At 68.5% G+C, this 18,340-nt stretch carries 18 protein-coding genes; 14 read left to right on the top strand and 4 right to left on the bottom strand.

Annotated elements, in window-relative coordinates; genetic code table 11:
* Position 1: 1 nt before the first annotated feature.
* From HNQ58_RS02610 to HNQ58_RS02625, 4 genes are read left to right on the top strand one after another with little or no spacing between them, the layout of a single operon-like run.
* Complete coding sequence (locus HNQ58_RS02610) at positions 2–1,783, top strand: cytochrome c oxidase subunit I (protein WP_183947236.1); 1,782 nt, start codon at positions 2–4, stop codon at positions 1,781–1,783.
* Positions 1,780–2,469 (top strand): cytochrome c oxidase subunit 3, encoded by a 690-nt coding sequence (locus HNQ58_RS02615; RefSeq protein WP_183947237.1) that lies wholly within the window; start codon positions 1,780–1,782, stop codon positions 2,467–2,469. The genes HNQ58_RS02610 and HNQ58_RS02615 overlap by 4 nt, the downstream gene beginning before the upstream one ends.
* A 58-nt stretch (positions 2,470–2,527) precedes the next feature.
* The gene (locus HNQ58_RS02620; RefSeq protein WP_183947238.1) at positions 2,528–3,238 is read left to right on the top strand and encodes a cytochrome c oxidase subunit 3; all 711 of its coding nucleotides are present in this window, start codon (positions 2,528–2,530) and stop codon (positions 3,236–3,238) included.
* Positions 3,239–3,248: 10 nt separating this feature from the next.
* On the top strand, positions 3,249–3,566 hold the full coding sequence (locus HNQ58_RS02625; protein ID WP_183947239.1) for a cytochrome C oxidase subunit IV family protein: 318 nt from the start codon (positions 3,249–3,251) through the stop codon (positions 3,564–3,566).
* A gap of 73 nt (positions 3,567–3,639) precedes the next feature.
* Here HNQ58_RS02625 and HNQ58_RS02630 read toward each other — a convergent pair whose 3' ends face one another.
* Both HNQ58_RS02630 and putA read right to left on the bottom strand, forming a co-directional pair.
* The gene (locus HNQ58_RS02630) at positions 3,640–4,209 is read right to left on the bottom strand and encodes a hypothetical protein (RefSeq protein WP_221301120.1); all 570 of its coding nucleotides are present in this window, start codon (positions 4,207–4,209) and stop codon (positions 3,640–3,642) included.
* A gap of 228 nt (positions 4,210–4,437) precedes the next feature.
* Positions 4,438–7,587 carry a bifunctional proline dehydrogenase/L-glutamate gamma-semialdehyde dehydrogenase PutA gene (putA, locus tag HNQ58_RS02635; protein WP_343057163.1) on the bottom strand — a complete coding sequence of 1,050 codons (3,150 nt, stop codon included), beginning with the start codon at positions 7,585–7,587 and terminating at the stop codon, positions 4,438–4,440.
* 197 nt (positions 7,588–7,784) lie between these two features.
* Between putA and HNQ58_RS02640 the strand changes: the two genes are divergently transcribed.
* The 6 genes from HNQ58_RS02640 (at position 7,785) to HNQ58_RS02660 (ending at position 12,504) form a co-directional block, all read left to right on the top strand.
* Entirely contained in the window at positions 7,785–8,285 is a 501-nt protein-coding gene (locus HNQ58_RS02640) for a DUF2244 domain-containing protein (RefSeq protein ID WP_183947241.1), read from the top strand.
* A gap of 15 nt (positions 8,286–8,300) precedes the next feature.
* Positions 8,301–9,176 (top strand): cytochrome c oxidase subunit II, encoded by an 876-nt coding sequence (coxB, locus tag HNQ58_RS02645; RefSeq protein ID WP_183947242.1) that lies wholly within the window; start codon positions 8,301–8,303, stop codon positions 9,174–9,176.
* Positions 9,177–9,202: 26 nt separating this feature from the next.
* Positions 9,203–10,819 carry a cytochrome c oxidase subunit I gene (gene ctaD, locus HNQ58_RS02650; RefSeq protein WP_183947243.1) on the top strand — a complete coding sequence of 539 codons (1,617 nt, stop codon included), beginning with the start codon at positions 9,203–9,205 and terminating at the stop codon, positions 10,817–10,819.
* A gap of 68 nt (positions 10,820–10,887) precedes the next feature.
* Complete coding sequence (locus tag HNQ58_RS13520; RefSeq protein ID WP_281379542.1) at positions 10,888–11,022, top strand: hypothetical protein; 135 nt, start codon at positions 10,888–10,890, stop codon at positions 11,020–11,022.
* Positions 11,019–11,600, top strand: a complete 582-nt coding sequence (locus tag HNQ58_RS02655) for a cytochrome c oxidase assembly protein (protein ID WP_183947244.1) — start codon at positions 11,019–11,021, stop codon at positions 11,598–11,600. Before HNQ58_RS13520 ends, HNQ58_RS02655 begins: the two co-directional genes overlap by 4 nt.
* 31 nt (positions 11,601–11,631) lie before the next feature.
* Entirely contained in the window at positions 11,632–12,504 is an 873-nt protein-coding gene (locus HNQ58_RS02660; RefSeq protein WP_183947245.1) for a cytochrome c oxidase subunit 3, read from the top strand.
* A gap of 75 nt (positions 12,505–12,579) precedes the next feature.
* Here HNQ58_RS02660 and HNQ58_RS02665 read toward each other — a convergent pair whose 3' ends face one another.
* Positions 12,580–12,789, bottom strand: a complete 210-nt coding sequence (locus tag HNQ58_RS02665) for a twin transmembrane helix small protein (RefSeq protein ID WP_183947246.1) — start codon at positions 12,787–12,789, stop codon at positions 12,580–12,582.
* 78 nt (positions 12,790–12,867) lie between these two features.
* On the opposite strand from HNQ58_RS02665, the gene HNQ58_RS02670 reads away from it, so the two are divergent.
* The 4 genes from HNQ58_RS02670 to cyoE all read left to right on the top strand — a co-directional run bounded on the left by HNQ58_RS02670 (position 12,868) and on the right by cyoE (position 16,312).
* A complete protein-coding gene (locus tag HNQ58_RS02670) occupies positions 12,868–13,569 on the top strand; it encodes an SURF1 family cytochrome oxidase biogenesis protein (RefSeq protein ID WP_183947247.1) in 702 nt (233 codons plus the stop codon).
* A complete protein-coding gene (locus HNQ58_RS02675) occupies positions 13,566–14,111 on the top strand; it encodes a hypothetical protein (protein WP_183947248.1) in 546 nt (181 codons plus the stop codon). Before HNQ58_RS02670 ends, HNQ58_RS02675 begins: the two co-directional genes overlap by 4 nt.
* A gap of 58 nt (positions 14,112–14,169) precedes the next feature.
* Positions 14,170–15,297 (top strand): COX15/CtaA family protein, encoded by a 1,128-nt coding sequence (locus HNQ58_RS02680; protein WP_183947249.1) that lies wholly within the window; start codon positions 14,170–14,172, stop codon positions 15,295–15,297.
* A 106-nt stretch (positions 15,298–15,403) separates the two neighbouring features.
* Entirely contained in the window at positions 15,404–16,312 is a 909-nt protein-coding gene (gene cyoE, locus HNQ58_RS02685) for a heme o synthase (protein WP_183947250.1), read from the top strand.
* A 63-nt stretch (positions 16,313–16,375) separates the two neighbouring features.
* Here the strand turns inward: cyoE and HNQ58_RS02690 are convergent, their stop codons facing one another.
* Positions 16,376–18,319 (bottom strand): S9 family peptidase, encoded by a 1,944-nt coding sequence (locus HNQ58_RS02690; protein WP_183947251.1) that lies wholly within the window; start codon positions 18,317–18,319, stop codon positions 16,376–16,378.
* Between the last annotated feature and the right edge of the window lie 21 nt (positions 18,320–18,340).

The following is an 18,340-nucleotide window of genomic DNA, read 5'->3' on the forward strand; positions in this document are numbered from 1 at the left end:
GATGGCCCAGCTCGGACACGATGCCGTTTCCTATGCGCCGCCGGCCGAAGTGGAGGAGATGGAGCTCCCGCATGCGCACAGCTTCGTCACGAAATACATCTTCAGCCAGGACGCCAAGGTCATCGCGATCCAGTATTCGATCACCGCGGTGGCGATCGGCCTGGTGGCGCTGGTGCTGTCGCTGCTGATCCGCCTGCAGCTGGCCTTTCCCGACAGCTTCGAGCTGATCGACCCGGGCAACTACCTGCAGTACGTGACCATGCACGGGATGATCATGGTGGTGTACCTGCTGACCGCGCTGTTCCTGGGCGGCTTCGGCAACTATCTGATACCGCTGATGTGCGGCACCCGCGACATGGTGTTCCCGTACCTGAACATGCTCAGCTACTGGTTCTACCTGCTGGCGGTGCTGGTGCTGGTGGCGAGCTTCTTCGTTCCGGGTGGCCCGACCGGCGCCGGCTGGACGCTGTACCCGCCGCAGGCGATCAGCCCGGGAACGCCCGGCATCGACGGCGGCATCGTGCTCATGCTGGTGTCGCTGGCGCTGTTCATCGCCGGCTTCACCATGGGCGGCCTGAACTACATCGTCACCGTGCTGCAGGCGCGCGCCCGCGGCATGACGCTGATGAGGCTGCCGCTGACGATCTGGGGCATCTTCATGGCCACGGTGCTGGCAATGCTGGCCTTCCCGGCGCTGTTCGTGGCGGCGCTGATGATGCTCTTCGACCGGCTGCTCGGCACCAGTTTCTTCATGCCGGAGATGCTCGGCATGAGCGGCCACGAGGGCGGCAGTCCGCTGCTTTTCCAGCACCTGTTCTGGTTCTTCGGCCACCCGGAGGTCTACATCGTCGCGCTGCCGGCGTTCGGCATCGTCTCCGACCTGATCGCGGTGCACGCGCGCAAGAACATCTTCGGCTACCGGATGATGGTGTGGGCCATCGTCGCCATTGGTGCGCTCAGTTTCGTGGTCTGGGCCCACCACATGTACGTCAGCGGGATGAATCCGTATTTCGGCTTCCTGTTCGCCACCACCACCCTGATCATCGCGGTGCCGACCGCGATCAAGGTGTACAACTGGGTGCTGACGCTCTGGCGCGGCAATATCCGCCTCACGGTGCCGATGCTGTTCGCGATCGGCTTCATCTTCACCTTCGTAAACGGCGGCTTGTCCGGCCTGTTCCTCGGCAACGTCACCGTCGACGTGCCGCTGTCGGACACCTACTTCGTGGTCGGCCATTTCCACATGGTGATGGCAGTGGCACCGATCCTGGTCATCTTCGGCGCGATCTACCACTGGTATCCGAAGATCACCGGCCGGATGCTCAACGAGCTCGGCGGCAAGATCCACTTCTGGGTGACCTTTCTCGGCACCTACGCGATCTACTACCCGATGCACTTCCTCGGCCTGCAGGGCGTGCCGCGGCGCTATTACGCCTACGGCGAGACCGCCTTCATCTCCGAGTCGGTGCAGGACGTGAACGTGGCGATCACCATCGCCGCACTGGTGGTCGCCGCCGCCCAGCTGCTGTTCCTGTTCAACCTCGTGTGGAGCTGGTTCCACGGTGAGGAGGCCGGACCCAATCCGTGGCGGGCGACCACGCTGGAGTGGCAGACCGAGCACACGCCGCCGCGGCACGGCAACTTCGGCCCCGAGCTGCCGGTGGTCTACCGCTGGGCGTACGACTACAGCGTGCCGGGCGCGAAGGAGGACTTCATCCCGCAGAACGTGCCGCCCGAAGCGGTCGAGCGTGCCGAGCCGGCGACCGGAGGGGTGCGCGCATGACCGTCAGTCTGCTGGTCCTGGTGCTGCTGATGGCGGCGCTGGTCACCTGGCTGGTACGGCAGTCCTTCGCCGGGCTGCCGTGGGTCGCCGGTGCCGTCGCCGGGCCGGCACTGCCGCGCCGCTGCACCGCGACGCGGCTCGGTCTGGGCGCGTTCATCGCGGTGGCCACGTCGATCTTTTCGCTGACCATCAGCGCCTACGTGATGCGGATGGCGGTCAGCCCGGAATGGGAGCTGCTGCCGCAGCCGGCGCTGGCGTGGATCAACACCGGCTGGCTGGTGCTGGGCAGCATCGCGCTGCAGCTGGCGTGGAACGCCGCGCGCGCCGGCAAGCCGGCACGGCTGCGGCCGGCCCTGGCTGCCGGCGCGGCGTGCACGCTGGCCTTCTTCATCGGCCAGTATCTGCTCTGGCGTGAGCTCGCCAGCGCCGGTTATGCGCTGGCGTCGCATCCGGCCGCGGCCTTCTTCGTGCTGATGTCGGCACTGCACGCACTGCATCTGGCCGGCGGGCTGTGGGTGCTGTGGCGCACGCTGCGGCGGGCCTGGCGGGGCGAACCGATGGCGCGGCTGCGCGAAACCGTGGCCTTGTGCGCGGTCTACTGGCACTACCTGCTGCTGGTCTGGGGCGTGCTGTTCACCGTGCTGTTCGTGGGGGCGGGGCCGCTGTACGAACTGTGTCGGGTCTGAACGACGCGCGGCGACGCGCGCCGGCGCCCGGCGACGAACCTGGCGGGAGGATCGTGCGATGACGCAACCGGCAACCTCGGGGCCCACGCTGGCCCCCGGCCTCAAGGGGATGCTCAGCGACTGGGCGTCCGACCAGCGGGCGTTCAAGGGCGTCACCTGGGGCAAGGCGATGATGTGGATCTTCCTGCTCAGCGACACCTTCGTGTTCGCCTGCTTCCTGATCGGCTACATGACGGTGCGCATCTCGACCCCCGAGCCGTGGCCCGACGCCAGCCAGGTGTTCGCGCTCACCGTGGCCGGCGAGTCGGTGCCGCTGCTGCTGATCGCGATCATGACCTTCATCCTGATCAGCAGCAGCGGGACGATGGCGCTGGCGGTGAAGTACGGCTACGCCAGGGACCGCAAGCGGACCGCGATCCTGCTGCTGCTCACCGCCGCGCTCGGCCTGACCTTCGTCGGCATGCAGGCCTTCGAGTGGAGCGTGCTGATTTCCGAGGGCGTGCGGCCGTGGGAGAACCCGTGGGGCGCGGCGCAGTTCGGTGCGACCTTCTTCCTGATCACCGGTTTCCACGGCACCCACGTCACCATCGGCGTGATCTTCCTGATCATCATGACGGTGAAGGTGTTGCGCGGCGCGCTGGACGACCAGCGGCCGGGCTTCCTCACCGGACGGCGCGGTCGCTACGAGATGGTCGAGACGCTGGGCCTGTACTGGCACTTCGTCGATCTGGTGTGGGTGTTCATCTTCGCGTTCTTCTACCTGTGGTGAGGAGGCGGCCATGTCGCAGGACCATGCGCAGCAGCATCCCCTGAGCACCTACCTGTGGGTCTGGTTCCTGTTGTTCCTGTTGAGCGTGTTTTCGTACATGGTCGACTACGTCGGCTTCGAAGGCCTGCTCAAATGGTCGCTGATCACCTTGTTCATGCTGCTCAAGGCCGGCCTGATCGTGGCGGTGTTCATGCACATGGTGTGGGAGCGGCTGGCGATCGTCTGCGCGGTGCTGGTCCCGCCCGGCGTGCTGGTGTTCCTGATGCTGCTGATGGCGCTGGAAGCCGACTACACGCTGTCGATGCGGTTGCGGTTCTTCTCCGGCTGAGACCGGCGGACGCGCGAACACCGACGCCCCGGCCCGGTCGGCCGGGGCGTCGCCGTTTCCGTGGCGGGTCCGGTCAGGGGAAGGTCTGGGTGAAGAACCGCTTCAGGCGGTACTGCCACATCACGATCCAGTGCGGGGCGCCGATGTCGGTGCCGGCCGGGACGACGCCGGGATGGCGGCGCACGGTCTCTTCGAGGATCTTCGACTGGCCGGGCTCCAGATCGACGAAGAACACGTGCTTGCCCTCCCGCAGCGCCTGCTCGAAGCGGCGGAAGCGGACGTTCGGGGTCTGTATGCCCCACAGCCCGCCTTCCCAGGCGAAGAAGCCGAGCGCGATGATCGCCAGAAAGATGAAGGGCAGCCAGCCGGCCGGGCTCTGGGTCCAGCTGGCGGTGTACGCGACCGCCAGCACCAGCACGGCAGCGACCAGGCCGACGGCGGCACCGATCAGCGTGGAGTGGACGATGTCCTGCTTCATCAGCGAGGTCACCTTGTGAAGGTGCGTGTGCTGGTCGGCGTGGGTGTCGTCCAGCGTCAGCAGATGGATCTGCGGGGTGACGATGCCGGCCTGCTCGAGGTCCTGCTCCAGGCGTTCGAGGTCGTCGAGATCGGTGCTGATGAAAAAATGCCGCGTCATCTTCATGACTGCCTCCCCTCTCCGAATATCACCGTGTGCGCCAGCCCGGCTGGCGGTGAAGTCCAAGGAGGTGCGGCGGGCCCGAGGCGGGCCGTCGACCTCCTGCGAACGAGGTCAAAGCCATTGAAGCGGCGACCGGACGGGCCGGTCCTGCGAACGATGCTACTGCAAGCCCCTGGAGGAGGGTAGGGGCGCGCCGCCCCACAGGCGGGGCGGCGCGACGGCAGCCGGGGATCAGTCGCCCAGCGTGAGCAGACTGGCGTTGCCGCCGGCGGCGGTGGTGTTGATGGTGAGCGTGCGTTCGGTGGCGAAGCGGGCCAGGTAGTGCGGGCCGCCGGCCTTGGGGCCGGTGCCGGACAGGCCCTCGCCGCCGAACGGCTGCACGCCGACCACTGCGCCGATCATGTTGCGGTTGACGTAGCAGTTGCCGGCCTTCACCCGGCTGGCGATCCTGGCCACGGTGTCGTCGATGCGGCTGTGGATGCCGAGGGTGAGGCCGTAGCCGGTGGCGTTGATCTGGTCGATGACCCGGTCCAGGTCCGCCGCGTCGTAGCGGATCACGTGCAGCACCGGGCCGAACACCTCGCGCTCGAGCTGGTCGAGCGATTTGAGCTCGTAGGCACGCGGGGCGAAGAAGGTGCCGTGTGCGCAGTGGTCCGCCAGTGGCACCTCCCGGATCAGCCGGGCCTCGCGGTTCATGCGCTCGGCGTGGGCCTGCAGGGTCGCCAGCGCGTCGGCGTCGATCACCGGGCCGACGTCGGTGGACAGCAGCCCCGGGTCACCGACGCTCAGCTCGTCCATCGCGCCGGCGAGCATGTCGATCACCTTGTCGGCGATGTCCGACTGCACGAACAGCACGCGCGCCGCCGAGCAGCGCTGGCCGGCCGAGCCGAAGGCCGAGCTCATGGTGTCCTTGACCAGCTGCTCGGGCAGCGCCGAGGAGTCGGCGATCATCGCGTTCTGGCCGCCGGTTTCGGCGATCAGGATCCCGATTGGAGCGGCATCGCGCGCGGCCAGCGCGCGGTTGATGGCGCGGGCGGTCTCGGTCGAGCCGGTGAAGGCCACGCCGGCAACGCGCGGGTCGCGGGTCAGCGCGGCGCCGACCGTGGCGCCGTCGCCGGGCAGGAACTGAAGCACGTCCTCGGGGACGCCGGCCTCATGCAGCAGCCTGACCGCGTGGAAACCGGTCAGCGTGGTCTGCTCGGCCGGTTTGGCGATCACGCTGTTGCCGGCGGCCAGTGCCGCGGCGACCTGGCCGATGAAGATCGCCAGCGGGAAGTTCCACGGACTGATGCAGACGAACACGCCGCGGCCGTGCAGGCGCAACTCGTTGGACTCGCCGGTCGGCCCCGGCAGCTTCTCGGGCTGGCCGAACAGGCGGCGCGCCTGCAGGGCGTAGTAGCGCAGGAAATCGATCGCCTCGCGCACCTCGGCCACGCCGTCGGGCAGGGTCTTGCCGGCCTCGCGGGTGCACAGGGCCATGAATTCGGCCATGCGCGCCTGCAGCAGGTCGGCGGCGTGTTCGAGGATCCTGGCGCGGCCGGCGGCCGGCACCGCGTCCCAGGCCGGCTGGGCGGCGACGGCATTCGCCAGCGCCTTGTCGACGGTGGCGGCGTCGGCGGCCTGCCATTCGCCGACCCTGACCCGCCGGTCGGCGGGGAAGTGCACCGGAACCGTCTCGCCGGCCGGCACGGCGCCGGGTACCAGTGGCCGGGCCTGCCAGGGCTGGATGGCGGCGTTGATCCGGTCGGCCAGCGCCTTGAGTTCGAGATCGTTGGCGAGATTGACGCCCATGGAATTGGTCCTTTCGTGGCCCTGGCTGCGGTACAGGTCGACCGGCAGCGGAATCTTCGGGTGCGGCTTGGCGTCGAACGCGGCGACCGTGGCCACCGGGTCGGCGACCAGGTCGGCTGCGGAGACGGCGGGGTCGGTGATGCGGTTGACGAAGCTGGTGTTGGCGCCGTTCTCCAGCAACCGGCGCACCAGGTAGGGCAGCAGGTCCTCATGGCTGCCGACCGGCGCGTAGACGCGGCAGGGCGCATCGAGCCCGTCCTTGCCGATCACCTCGCCGTAGAGGTCGGCGCCCATGCCGTGCAGGCGCTGGTACTCGAAGTCGCGGCCCTGGCTCATCGCGTGGATGGCGGCGATGGTGTGCGCGTTGTGGGTGGCGAACATCGGATAGAAGGCGTCGGGTGCGGCGAACATGCGCCGTGCGCAGGCCAGGTAGCTGACGTCGGTGTTCGGCTTGCGGGTGAACACCGGGTAGCCGGCCAGGCCGTCGACCTGGGCACGCTTGATTTCCGAATCCCAGTAGGCGCCCTTGACCAGCCGCACCGGCATGCGCCGGCCGGCGGCGCGGGCGGCGGCGGCCAGGGCGTCGAGCACGAACGGCGCGCGCTTCTGGTAGGCCTGCACCGCCAGGCCGTAGCCGTTCCAGCCGGCCAGGCTGGGGTCGGCGAAGGCGTCGAGGATCACGTCCAGGCTCAGCTCCAGCCGGTCGGCCTCCTCGGCGTCGATGGTGAAGCCGATGCCCTGCGCCTTGGCCAGTTGCGCCAGCGCGAGCACGCGCGGGGTCAGCTCGGCCCGCACGCGGGCGCGCTTGGCGTGCTCGTAGCGCGGGTGCAGGGCCGAGAGCTTGACCGAGATGCTCGGGGCGGCGAACACGTCCGGGTAGGGGCCGCCGGCACCGATCGCGAGGATCGCCTTGCGGTAGGCCTCCAGGTAGCGGGCGGCGTCCCTGGCGGTGAAGGCCGCCTCGCCGAGCATGTCGAAGGAGTAGCGGTAATCGGCGTTGTCGCCCTTGCGGCTGCGCCGGAGCGCCTCCTCGATGCTGCGGCCCATCACGAACTGGTGGCCCATGATCCGCATCGCCTGGCGCACCGCCAGCCGGATCACCGGCTCGCCGGCGCGTCCGATCAGCCGGCGGAAGGCGCCGGCGACGTTGCGGTGGGTCTCCTCGCTGAGCGTGACCAGCTTGCCGGTCAGCATCAGGCCCCAGGTGGAGGCGTTGACCAGCGCCGAGTCGCTGCGGCCCAGGTGCGCCTCCCAGTCGGCGTCGCCGAGCTTGTCGCGGATCAGCCGGTCGGCGGTGGCCTGGTCGGGGATGCGCAGCAGCGCTTCGGCCACGCACATCAGCAGTACGCCCTCCTCGCTGGACAGGTCGTACTCGCGCATGAAGGCCTCGATCACGCCCTGCCGGTCGGCCTTGGCGCGCACCCGCTCCACCAGTGTCACGGCGGTGCGTTGCACCCTGGCGGCGGTATCGGGCGGCAGGGTGGCGTCGCGCAGCAGTTCGTCCAGGTGCTGCGTTTCGTCGCGCAGCCAGGCCTCGGTGATGCGGGTTCGCAACGGGTCGGTGCCCGCGGGCAACTCGGGGGAGAGGATGGCGGTCACGGAAATCCTGGTGAGCGGGGCGCAGGGTCGCCCGAGGCGGCCAAGTTTAGTGCCCGGCGGGTCGCCGAGAAAGGCGGCCGTCTTCACATTACCGACGCGGCGCGATCGCGCGTTTGCTTGATCGGGATCAAGGCGGAGCGGTACCATTCGCGGGTTTCCCCGCCTGCGGGGAGGCCGAGTCTTTCCGAATGATCGAGGAGTTCCCGCCCGCGGTCGCGGCAAGTCCGGAGACCCGTCTGGTGCTCCGGCCGAACCGCGCGCTGACGGCGCGGCAGCTGACGTCGGTATTCGGGGTGCTGGCCTTCTCGATGTGCGCAATCGCCCTCTTCAGCTACTCGCAGGGCAACGCCTACGCGCCCGCGTTCGCGTTGCTCCATGCCGCTTTCGTCGGTCTGGCCCTGCGCCTGGCCTGGCGGCGGGGCGATCGCCGCGAGGAGATCGCCGTCAGCGAGCGCGCCGTCGAGGTGCGCCGCTCGACGGAGCCGGTGCCGGCATTCAGCGCGCATCCCTGCTGGGTGCGGCTGTCGGTCGACGAGCGCCGGGGGGAGACACGCGTGCTGCTTGGCGTTTCCGGGCGCCGGGTGGAGGTGGGGAGCTTCCTCGCTCAGGACGAGCGCCGCTGCCTCGCGCAGCGCCTGGACGGATTGTTGGCGGCGGCCTCCGGTCGCGGCCTCGGAAAAGTTGGATGACATCGGGGTAGACCCATGAAAGCAGGTCATATGCTGCGGATCGGACTCGGACTGGCGGCCCTCGCCGGCAGCGGTGCGGCGCTCGCCAACCCGGAGCGCTGGCAGCTCAACATGTCGCTGGGCGTCACCACGATCGCGCAGAACGCCTACAACGCGCACATGCTGGCGCTGTGGATCTGCGTGGCGATCGGCCTGATCGTGTTCGGGGCCATGGCTTACGCCATGTTCCGATTCCGCAAGTCGAAGGGCGCGGTGCCGGCCAAGTGGAGTCACAACACCACCGCCGAGGTGATCTGGACGGTGATTCCGGTGCTGCTGCTGGTGGTGATGGCGCTGCCGGCCACCCGCTACCTGATCCAGATGTACGACACCTCCGATGCCGAGATGACCGTCAAGATCACCGGCTACCAGTGGATGTGGCGCTACGAGTACCTCGGCGAGGACGTCGGCTTCACCAGCCGCCTGGACCGCGACAGCGAGGCCACCCGCATGCTCCGCTCGGGCCTCGATCCGCGCGCGGTGGTCGACAATGAGGGTTTCAACAGCTACCTGCTGAACGTCGACAACCCGCTGGTGCTGCCGACCGACACCAAGATCCGCTTCGTCATCACCGCCGACGACGTCATCCACGCCTGGTGGGTGCCGGCCTTGGGCTGGAAGCAGGACGCGATCCCCGGGATCGTCAATGAGGCATGGACCGAGATCAAGGTGCCCGGCACCTATCGCGGCCAGTGCGCCGAGCTGTGCGGCAAGGACCACGGCTTCATGCCGATCGTCGTCCGCGCCGTGCCGAAGGCTGAATTCGAGAGCTGGCTCGCCGCCCAGAAGGGCGATGCGGGCGAGGCCGCCCGCACCGTCGCCGTCGCCGCCAGCGCGGCCGACGAGGGCTGACCGGATCACGAGAGGATCAAGGGACCATGGGCAACACCGCCGTCCACCACGACGACCACGACCACAAGCCGCAGGGCTTCCTCAACCGCTGGGTCTACACGACCAGCCACAAGGACATCGGTACCCTGTACCTGGTGTTCTCGCTGATCATGTTCCTGATCGGCGGCGCGATGGCGCTGGTGATCCGCGCCGAGCTGTTCCAGCCGGGCTTGCAGTTCGTGCACCCGGAGTTCTTCAACCAGATGACCACCGTGCATGCGCTGGTCATGATCTTCGGCGCGGTCATGCCGGCCTTCGTCGGCCTGGCCAACTGGATGATCCCGCTGATGATCGGTGCGCCGGACATGGCGCTGCCGCGCATGAACAACTGGTCCTTCTGGATCATGCCGTTCGCCTTCGCGCTGCTGCTGATGACGCTGTTCATGCCCGGCGGCGGTCCGGCCGCGGGCTGGACGCTGTATCCGCCGCTGTCGCTGCAGGGCGGCTACAACGTGGCCTTCGTGATCTTCGCGATCCACCTGATGGGCCTGAGCTCGATCATGGGTGCGATCAACATCATCGCCACCATCCTGAACCTGCGCGCGCCGGGCATGACCCTGCTGAAGATGCCGATCTTCGTCTGGGCCTGGCTGATCACCGCCTTCCTGCTGATCGCGGTGATGCCGGTGCTGGCCGGCGCGGTCACCATGCTGCTGACCGACAAGTTCTTCGCCACCAGCTTCTTCAACGCGGCCGGCGGCGGCGACCCGGTGCTGTTCCAGCACATCTTCTGGTTCTTCGGCCATCCCGAGGTCTACATCATGATCCTGCCCGCCTTTGGCGTGATCAGCGAGATCATCCCGACCTTCGCGCGCAAGCCGCTGTTCGGCTACACCGCCATGGTGTACGCCACCGCCTCGATCGCCTTCCTGTCGTTCATCGTCTGGGCCCACCATATGTTCACCGTGGGCATGCCGCTGGGTGGCGAGCTGTTCTTCATGTACGCGACCATGCTGATCGCGGTGCCGACCGGCGTGAAGGTGTTCAACTGGGTCTCGACCATGTGGGAGGGCTCGATGACCTTCGAGACGCCGATGCTGTTCGCGCTCGGCTTCGTCATCATGTTCACCATCGGCGGTTTCTCCGGCCTGATGCTGGCGATCGTGCCGGCCGACTTCCAGTACCACGACACCTACTTCGTGGTCGCCCACTTCCACTACGTGCTGGTGACCGGTGCGGTCTACTCGATCATGGCGGCCGTGTACTACTGGCTGCCGAAGTGGACCGGCCGCATGTACGACGAGCGTCTGGGCAAGTGGCACTTCTGGCTGAGCACGATCTTCGTCAACCTGCTGTTCTTCCCGCAGCACTTCCTCGGCTTGGCCGGCATGCCGCGCCGCATTCCGGACTACAACGTCGCCTTCGCCGACTTCAACATGTTGTCCTCGATCGGCGGTTTCGGCTTCGGCCTGAGCCAGCTGATCTTCGTCTGGATCCTGATCAAGTGCTGCCTGCTGGAGAAGGGTGCCAAGGCCGAGGCGCGTTCGTGGGAAGGCGCCAAGGGCCTGGAGTGGACCGTGCCGAGCCCGGCGCCGCACCATACCTTTACCACCCCGCCTGAGATCCGCGACGAGGACCTGGCCCACGGCCACGTGACGCATTGAACCGACGCCCGCCGCGGCCCGAAGCCGGGCCTGCGGCGGGATGCCGGCGGCAGCCGAACGGAGCGACGATGAACACGCACAGCGACAAGCCCAGCTTCGATCCGGCCGAGCGCCGTGGCGGGGTCGTGCGCACGGCGCTGATCGTGGGTGCGATCGCACTGGCGATCTACGTCGCCTTCCTGGCAGGGTTGATCGGGCGATGAGCGGACACGCCGACAACCGTCGGGTGCTGCGCAACATCGCACTGGTTGCGGTGGGTTCGTTCGTGTTCGCGTTCTCGCTGGTGCCGCTCTACCGCATCGCCTGTGAAAAGGTGTTTGGCATCACCCTGGAACAGGGGCCGGCCGGCGCGCAGCGGGTGGCCGGCATGCAGGTCGACGAGTCGCGCGAGATCACCGTGCAGTTCGACGCCACCGTCAATTCGCGGCTGCCGTGGAGCTTCCGTGCCGCGCAGCTGACGATGCGGGTGCGCCCCGGCGAGCTGTACGAGGCGACCTACTTCGCCCGCAACGAGTCCGACCGGCCGATCGTCGGCAACGCGGTGCCTTCGGTGGCGCCGTCGTCGGCCTCGGCTTTCTTCAGCAAGACCGAGTGCTTCTGCTTCACCGAGCAGCTGCTGCAGCCTGGCGAGGAGCGCGAGATGCCGGTGCGCTTCATCGTCGATCCGGCGCTGCCGGCCGGTGTGCGCACGGTGACGCTGTCCTACACTTTCTTCAACAACGAGCAGGCGACCGCCCGGGTGGCGGCGCAGGCACAGGCCGGCGCGCGCGCCGCGCCCTGATCGAGAACTTCCGGAGTCCCAGGGAACCGCCATGGCCCACACCCACGACGCCAACGTCTATTACGTCCCGCACGACAGCAAGTGGCCGATCATCGGCGCCATCGGCCTGTTCATCACCATGTTCGGTGTCGCCAACTGGATGAATGGCGTCGGCTGGGGCATGTGGGTGTTCTTCGGCGGCCTGGCGATCGTGCTGGGCATGATCTCGGGCTGGCTGGCCGAGGTCGTGCACGAGTCGGTGTCCGGCTACTACAACAAGCAGGTCGACATGTCCTTCCGGATGGGGATGATCTGGTTCATCTTCTCGGAAGTGATGTTCTTCGCCGCCTTTTTCGGCGCGCTGTTCTACGCCCGCGTGCTGTCGGTGCCGTGGTTGGGCGGCGAGGGCAGCGGCGCGTTGACCAACGCCCTGCTGTGGAGTGGCTTCGAGGCGGCCTGGCCAACCAACGGACCGGCCGCCCTCGGTGGCGAGTTCGAGACCATCCCGGCCTGGGGCATCCCGCTGCTCAACACCCTGATCCTGCTGACCTCGGGCATCACCATCACCATCGCCCACCATGCGCTGAAGGCCGGCAACCGCACCCAGCTGCTGATCTGGCTGGCGGCGACGGTGCTGCTGGGTGCGGTGTTCCTGTTCTATCAGGCGGAGGAGTACATCCACGCCTACCGCGACCTGAACCTGACCCTGGGCTCGGGCATCTACGGCTCGACCTTCTTCATGCTGACCGGCTTCCACGGCCTGCACGTGACGCTCGGCGCGATCATGCTGGTGGTGATCTGGTTCCGCTGCGCCAAGGGCCACTTCAGCAAGGACGACCATTTCGGCTTCGAGGCGGTGGCCTGGTACTGGCACTTCGTCGACGTGGTCTGGCTGGCCCTGTTCCTGTTCGTTTACGTGCTCTGAGCCGGGACGGACGGGCGATCCCGCGCGAGGGCCGGCGCTGCCGGCCTTCGTCGTGTCTGGAGTTCCGCAAGAACCTTACGGCTGGACGCCGTGCGGCTGGATGATCCCGGTCCAGATGCCGAGGACGACCAGCACGATCAGTACCACGGACAGGCCGATGCGCCAGGTCAGCGAGTTGACCATGCGCCTGCTGCCACCCTTGTCGACGAGCATGTAGTAGAGCCCCGCCCCCAGGTTGTAGACGATCAGGACGAGGAAACCGACGATCAGCAGTTTCTGCAGCATGGGACGGGCCGAGAGCGAGATGAGACGCACATTATCCCAGTTCGCCGCGGCGCCCGCAGTGACGCGGGGCGCAGCCCAGTGAGCCGGATCCTGCTCTGGGTGCTGGCTCTGGCCGTCTGCCTGCTGTTCGTCGCGCTCGGGCGCTGGCAGTGGGCGCGCGCGCTGGAGAAGGAGGCGCTGCTCGCCGCCCAGGCGCAGGCGCTGGCCGAACCCGTGCCGCTTCCGCTGGCGCGTGCGCTGGCCGATGGCGATGGTGGCCTGCGGTGGGTCGAGGGTGAGGGCGTATTCGTCGATGCGCCAGCGATTCTGCTCGACAACCAGCAGCGCGGCGGGCGGGTCGGGGTGAAGGCCTATCGCCTGTTCCGGCCGCTCGACGGCGACCACGAAGTGCTGGTCGACCTGGGTTGGCTGCCGTTGCCGCCGGATCGCGCCTTGCCGGCGATTGCGCGTCCGGAAGGTGTGCAGCGTGTGCGCGGCCTGCTGGCGCCGCCGCCGGCGATCGGTCTGCGGCTGGCGACGGCCGGCGTTCAAGCCGATGGCACCCGCTTGCTGCTGTACCTGGACACCACCGAGCTGGCGAACGAGCTGCAGCGTCCGCTCGCCACCCGTGTGCTGCGCCTGGATCCGGCGCTGCCGCTGGGTTACGCACGCGATCTCGACCTGCTGCCCAATACGCTTCCCCCGGAAAAACACCGTGGCTACGCGCTGCAGTGGTGGGGCCTGGCCGCCGCGGTGGCGGTGATCGCCCTGCTGCTCGGCGTCCGCCGGAGAAAGGCATGACTCCCAAGACCCGTTCCCGCCTCGTGCTGCTGCTGATCTTCGCGATGTTCTTCGTGTCGTTCGGCGTGGCGTTCTTCCTGCGCATGAGCGGCTGGGAGCCGGAGGTCACGCGCAACGCCGGCGAGCTGCTCGATCCGGTGATCGACCTGCGCGACCTCACGTTGCGTCATGCCGATGGTGAGCCTTACCCGTGGCAGCCGGAGCGGCGCCTGTGGCGCGTGGTGGCGGTGGCGCCGACGGACTGCGATGCGTCTTGCACGCAGATGATCGACCTGCTGCGCCGCGTCTGGATCGGCGAAGGCCGTCACGCCGAGCGCGTGCACGTGCTGTGGTTCGGCGAGATCCCGGCTGACGCACCGATCTTCCGCGCCCTCTATCCGATGCAGCGCGACCGGGAGCTGCTGGCGCGTCTGCCGGATGCGTCGGCGCCGGGCGCGATCCCCGTGTATCTGGTCGATCCATCCGGCTTCCTTGTGATGCGCTACACGCCGGGCTTCGACCCCGGGGGGCTGCGCCGGGATCTGGCGCGGCTGCTGAAGTGATGGGTCTCCGCGACCGGTTGCCGCCACTCCTCGAACATCAACCACGGTGAAGACGCCGATGTCCCCACACCGCCATTTCCATCGCCTCGCCTGGGCCGCCGTGCTGCTGGCCGTCTGCGTGATCGTGTTCGGCGCCTTCGTGCGCCTCTCCGACGCCGGCCTGAGTTGCCCGGACTGGCCGACCTGTTACGGCCAGGCCACCTGGCCCAGGCACGAGGCGCAGATCGCCGCCGCCAACGAACGCTTCGAGCGTCCGGTGGAGGTGCACAAGGCCTGGCGCGAGCAGTTCCATCGCCACATCGCCGCCCTGCTCGGGCTGATGGTGCTGGGGCTGGCGGCACTGGCCGCGCGCCGGCGCCGCTTCGGCCTGGCCACGGTGTTCGGCGCCAGCGCGCTGGTGGCGATCGCCATCCCGCTCTACATGGCCGAGCGGTACGTGACGTCGAGCGTGCTGGTGGCGGTCGCGCAGGCCTGGCTGCTGGTGTTCGCCTTCCGCAGCACCCAGCCGGACTTCTCGCGGCTGGCGACGGTGACGCTGGCGGTGATCATCGTCCAGGCCATGCTCGGCATGTGGACGGTGACCTGGCTGCTCAAGCCGGCGGTGGTGATGGCACACCTGCTCGGTGGCCTGACCACCTTCTCGCTGCTGGTCTGGCTGGCCTGGCGCAGCACGCCGGAGGCGAGGATCGCGCGCCCCGACAGTGCGCGCCTGCGCCCCATGCTGGTCGTTGGCCTGGTGCTGCTCGGCATCCAGATCGCGCTCGGCGGCTGGACCTCGGCGAACTATGCGGCGCTTGCCTGCGGCACCGATTTCCCGACCTGTCTGGGCCAGTGGTGGCCGCAGACCGATTTCCGTGAGGGCTTCGTGCTGTGGCGTGGCATCGGCGTGGACTACGAGGGCGGCGTGCTGGATGGGCCGGCGCGTGTCGCCATCCAGATGAGCCACCGGATCATGGCGCTGCTGGTGTTCGGCCATCTGCTGTTCCTCGCCCTGCGCCTGCGCCGCACGCCGGGGCTGGGGCGCTGGGGCTGGGCGCTGGGCATCGCGCTCGGCACGCAGGTGGCGCTGGGGATCGGCAACGTCGTCCACGGCCTGCCGTTGTGGATGGCCACCGCGCACAATGCCGGCGCGGTCGTGCTGTTGTTCATCCTGGTCTCGCTGCTGGCGCGCCTGCGGCCGGCATAGGAGGGGGCAGCCGGGCAGTGTGCGCTGAGCGGGAGCCTGCGCTCACCGCACACTGCCGACCGCTCACTTGTCATCGCTCCCCACAACGGCCACCCTACGCCCCGCCATGCCTTCGACCGCCAGCCAGTACTGGGCGCTGACCAAGCCCCGCGTCGTCGCCCTGATCGTGTTCACCGCGCTGGTGGGCATGTTCCTGGCCGTGCCCGGCCTGCCGCCGTGGCGTGCGCTGGTGTTCGGCAGCCTCGGCATCTGGCTGGCGGCGTCCTCGGCGGCGGCGATCAACCACCTGCTCGACCAGCGCATCGACGCGCTGATGGCGCGCACCGCGCACCGCCCACTGCCGACCGGCTCGCTGCGCTCCTGGCAGGTGCTGGCCTTCGCGCTGCTGCTCGGCGCGCTGTCGATGGGGCTGCTGGTGTGGCAGGTCAATGCGCTGACCGCCTGGCTGACCTTCGCCTCGCTGATCGGCTACGCCGTCGTCTACACCGGCTGGCTCAAGCGCGCCACGCCGCAGAACATCGTCATCGGCGGCATCGCCGGCGCCGCGCCGCCGGCGCTGGGCTGGGCGGCGGTCACCGGCGAACTGCACCCGCACGCGCTTTTGCTGGTGCTGATCATCTTCGTCTGGACCCCGCCGCACTTCTGGGCGCTGGCGATCTTCCGTCGCGACGACTACGCCCGCGCGATGATCCCGATGCTGCCGGTCACCCACGGCGTGCCCTACACGCGCTGGCAGATCCTGTTCTACACCGTGCTGCTGGTGGTGGTGAGCGTGCTGCCCTGGGCCACCGGCATGAGCGGGCTGTTTTACCTCGGCGGCGCGCTGGTGCTCGGCGCGGTGTTCCTCTACTACGCCATCCGCCTGATGAACCCGCCGAACGAGCTGTTCGCCATGCAGGTGTTCAACTACTCGGTGGTCTACCTGATGGCGCTGTTCGCCTTCCTGCTCGCCGACCACTGGCTGCTGCCGCCGCCGGAACTGGTGCCCGCGATCCCGTTCGAGCCGGTGGGCTGAAGTCCCTGACGCCACGAACGGAACGGCCCGCGTGACGGGCCGTTCCGGCTTCCCTGCTACGGATCAGTCGCCGAGCAGATGCGTCTGCCAGAACAGCATCGAGGCGGCGTTGTAGTAGTCGGCGTTGCTCTTCTTGGCGAAGCCGTGACCTTCGTCCTTGAACAGCAGGTACCACACTTCGCCGCCGTTGCCGCGCACCGCGCGGACGATCTGTTCGGCCTCGGAGGCCGGCACGCGCGGGTCGTTGGCACCCTGGGCGACGAACAGCGGCCGGCTGATGCGGTCGGCGTTGTTCAGCGGCGAGATCCGCTCCAGGAAGGCGCGCATCTTCGGGTCGCGCTCGTCGCCGTACTCGGCGCGGCGCAGGTCGCGGCGGTAGCTCTCGGTGTTCTCCAGGAAGGTCACGAAGTTGGAGATGCCGACCACGTTGATGCCCGCACGCAGGCGGTCGTTGTAGTGGACCATGGAGGCCAGCACCATGTAGCCGCCGTAGCTTCCGCCCTGCACGCCGACGCGGCCGGCGTCCAGCTCGGGCTGCTGCGCGATCCAGTCCAGCAGCGCGCCGATGTCCTTGACCGCGTCCTCGCGCTTGTAGCCATTGTCGAGCTGCAGGTAGGTCTTGCCGTAGCCGGACGAGCCGCGCACGTTCGGCACCAGCACCGCCACCTTCAGCTCATTGACCAGGAACTGCGCGGTCGGGTTGAAGCCAGGGCGTGCCTGCGCCTCCGGGCCGCCGTGGATGTTGATCACTACCGGGAACGGGCCCTCGCCGGCCGGGCGGTAGTAGAAGGCCGGGATGGTGCGCGGCCGGCCATCGACCTGGTCGAAGGTCGGGTAGCGGATCAGGGTCGGGGCGACGAAACGGCTGGCGTCGAGGCCGCCGACTTCGCTTTCGGTCCAGCGCGTCAGCCTGGCCGCGTCCAGGTCGATCACGTAGACATCGCTTGGCGAGGTGGCCGAGTTCAGCGTCAGGGCGAGACGCCGGCTGTCGGCCGAGAAGCCGCCGAGGCCGACCAGGCCGACCGGCAGTTCGGGCAGCGCGATCTCGCCACCGTTGCGCAGGTCGAGCAGGTGGACCTTGTCGATGCCGTCCTCGTTGCTGACGAAGGCGAGGTAGGCGCCGTCGTCGGAGAGCGCGAATTGGGTGACGTCCCAGGGAATGTGCGCGCTCAGGCTGCGGGTGCGGCCAGTGGCCAGCTCGCGGTAGCGCAGCTCGCGGAACTCGCCGGTCTCGTCGGAGACGTAGTACAGGCCCCGGCCGTCGGCGGCGAAGGCCAGGCCGAAGTAGGCGGCGGGACGGCGGCGGTCGTACAGCGGCGTCATCCTGCCGCTGGCGAGGTCGACCAGGTAGGGCCGCGACTCGTTGATCGAGATGTACTGCGAGACCAGCAGCTGGCTGTCGTCCGGCGACCAGCCGGCGACGAACCAGGCGCCCTCGCGCTCGACCACCGGCACCGAACGGCCGTCCAGATCGACGATGTGCACATCGGTGTCGCGGCCGTTGCGGCGGGTGGTGCCGTAGGCGATGCGGTCGCCCCGGCGCGACCACACCGGCCCCTGGTTGCGGCTGCGGCCGTCGGTGAGCATCCGCGCCGTGCGGGTGTCCAAGTCGAAGTAGAACAGCTGCCAGAACTCCGAGCCGCCCACATCCTTGCCGAACACGAAGCCGTTGGCACCGCCGGCCGGCGCCGGGCGCAGGCTGTTGATCGGCTCCTTGAAGAAGGTCAGCTGCTCGCGTGCGCCGCCGGCCATGCGCAGGCGGTGTGCCTGGTTGGTCTCGCCGAAGCGGGTGGTGATCAGCAGGCTGCCGTCGGCCAGCCAGCCGGCGGCACTGGCGCCGCGGGTGTTCTGGTATTGCGCCAGGCGCTCGGCCAGCGTCTCGGGAATCGCCGGGATGTTCTCGCTGATGCGGTTGCCGACCTCGACGCGCTGCACGTCGGGCGCATCGGCGGCGAAAGCGGGTGTGGCGGCGAAGGCCAGCGCGAGGGTCAGCAGGGATGCACGCATGCTCGGGCGTTCCTCTCTCAT

The sequence above is a fragment of the Rehaibacterium terrae genome, from assembly GCF_014202935.1.
Classification (GTDB): domain Bacteria; phylum Pseudomonadota; class Gammaproteobacteria; order Xanthomonadales; family Xanthomonadaceae; genus Rehaibacterium; species Rehaibacterium terrae.

Excerpts from the sequence above, each read along its gene's own strand:
- HNQ58_RS02615 (WP_183947237.1), top strand. The coding sequence starts at position 1,780 with ATGACCGTCAGTCTGCTGGTCCTGGTGCTGCTGATGGCGGCGCTGGTC.
- cyoE (WP_183947250.1), top strand. The coding sequence starts at position 15,404 with ATGCCTTCGACCGCCAGCCAGTACTGGGCGCTGACCAAGCCCCGCGTC.
- HNQ58_RS02660 (WP_183947245.1), top strand. The coding sequence starts at position 11,632 with ATGGCCCACACCCACGACGCCAACGTCTATTACGTCCCGCACGACAGC.
- HNQ58_RS02620 (WP_183947238.1), top strand. The coding sequence starts at position 2,528 with ATGACGCAACCGGCAACCTCGGGGCCCACGCTGGCCCCCGGCCTCAAG.
- HNQ58_RS02625 (WP_183947239.1), top strand. The coding sequence starts at position 3,249 with ATGTCGCAGGACCATGCGCAGCAGCATCCCCTGAGCACCTACCTGTGG.
- HNQ58_RS02655 (WP_183947244.1), top strand. The coding sequence starts at position 11,019 with ATGAGCGGACACGCCGACAACCGTCGGGTGCTGCGCAACATCGCACTG.
- HNQ58_RS02630 (WP_221301120.1), bottom strand. The coding sequence starts at position 4,209 with ATGAAGATGACGCGGCATTTTTTCATCAGCACCGATCTCGACGACCTC.
- HNQ58_RS02675 (WP_183947248.1), top strand. The coding sequence starts at position 13,566 with ATGACTCCCAAGACCCGTTCCCGCCTCGTGCTGCTGCTGATCTTCGCG.
- HNQ58_RS02640 (WP_183947241.1), top strand. The coding sequence starts at position 7,785 with ATGATCGAGGAGTTCCCGCCCGCGGTCGCGGCAAGTCCGGAGACCCGT.
- HNQ58_RS13520 (WP_281379542.1), top strand. The coding sequence starts at position 10,888 with ATGAACACGCACAGCGACAAGCCCAGCTTCGATCCGGCCGAGCGCCGT.
- HNQ58_RS02680 (WP_183947249.1), top strand. The coding sequence starts at position 14,170 with ATGTCCCCACACCGCCATTTCCATCGCCTCGCCTGGGCCGCCGTGCTG.
- HNQ58_RS02610 (WP_183947236.1), top strand. The coding sequence starts at position 2 with ATGGCCCAGCTCGGACACGATGCCGTTTCCTATGCGCCGCCGGCCGAA.
- ctaD (WP_183947243.1), top strand. The coding sequence starts at position 9,203 with ATGGGCAACACCGCCGTCCACCACGACGACCACGACCACAAGCCGCAG.
- coxB (WP_183947242.1), top strand. The coding sequence starts at position 8,301 with ATGAAAGCAGGTCATATGCTGCGGATCGGACTCGGACTGGCGGCCCTC.
- HNQ58_RS02665 (WP_183947246.1), bottom strand. The coding sequence starts at position 12,789 with ATGCTGCAGAAACTGCTGATCGTCGGTTTCCTCGTCCTGATCGTCTAC.
- HNQ58_RS02690 (WP_183947251.1), bottom strand. The coding sequence starts at position 18,319 with ATGCGTGCATCCCTGCTGACCCTCGCGCTGGCCTTCGCCGCCACACCC.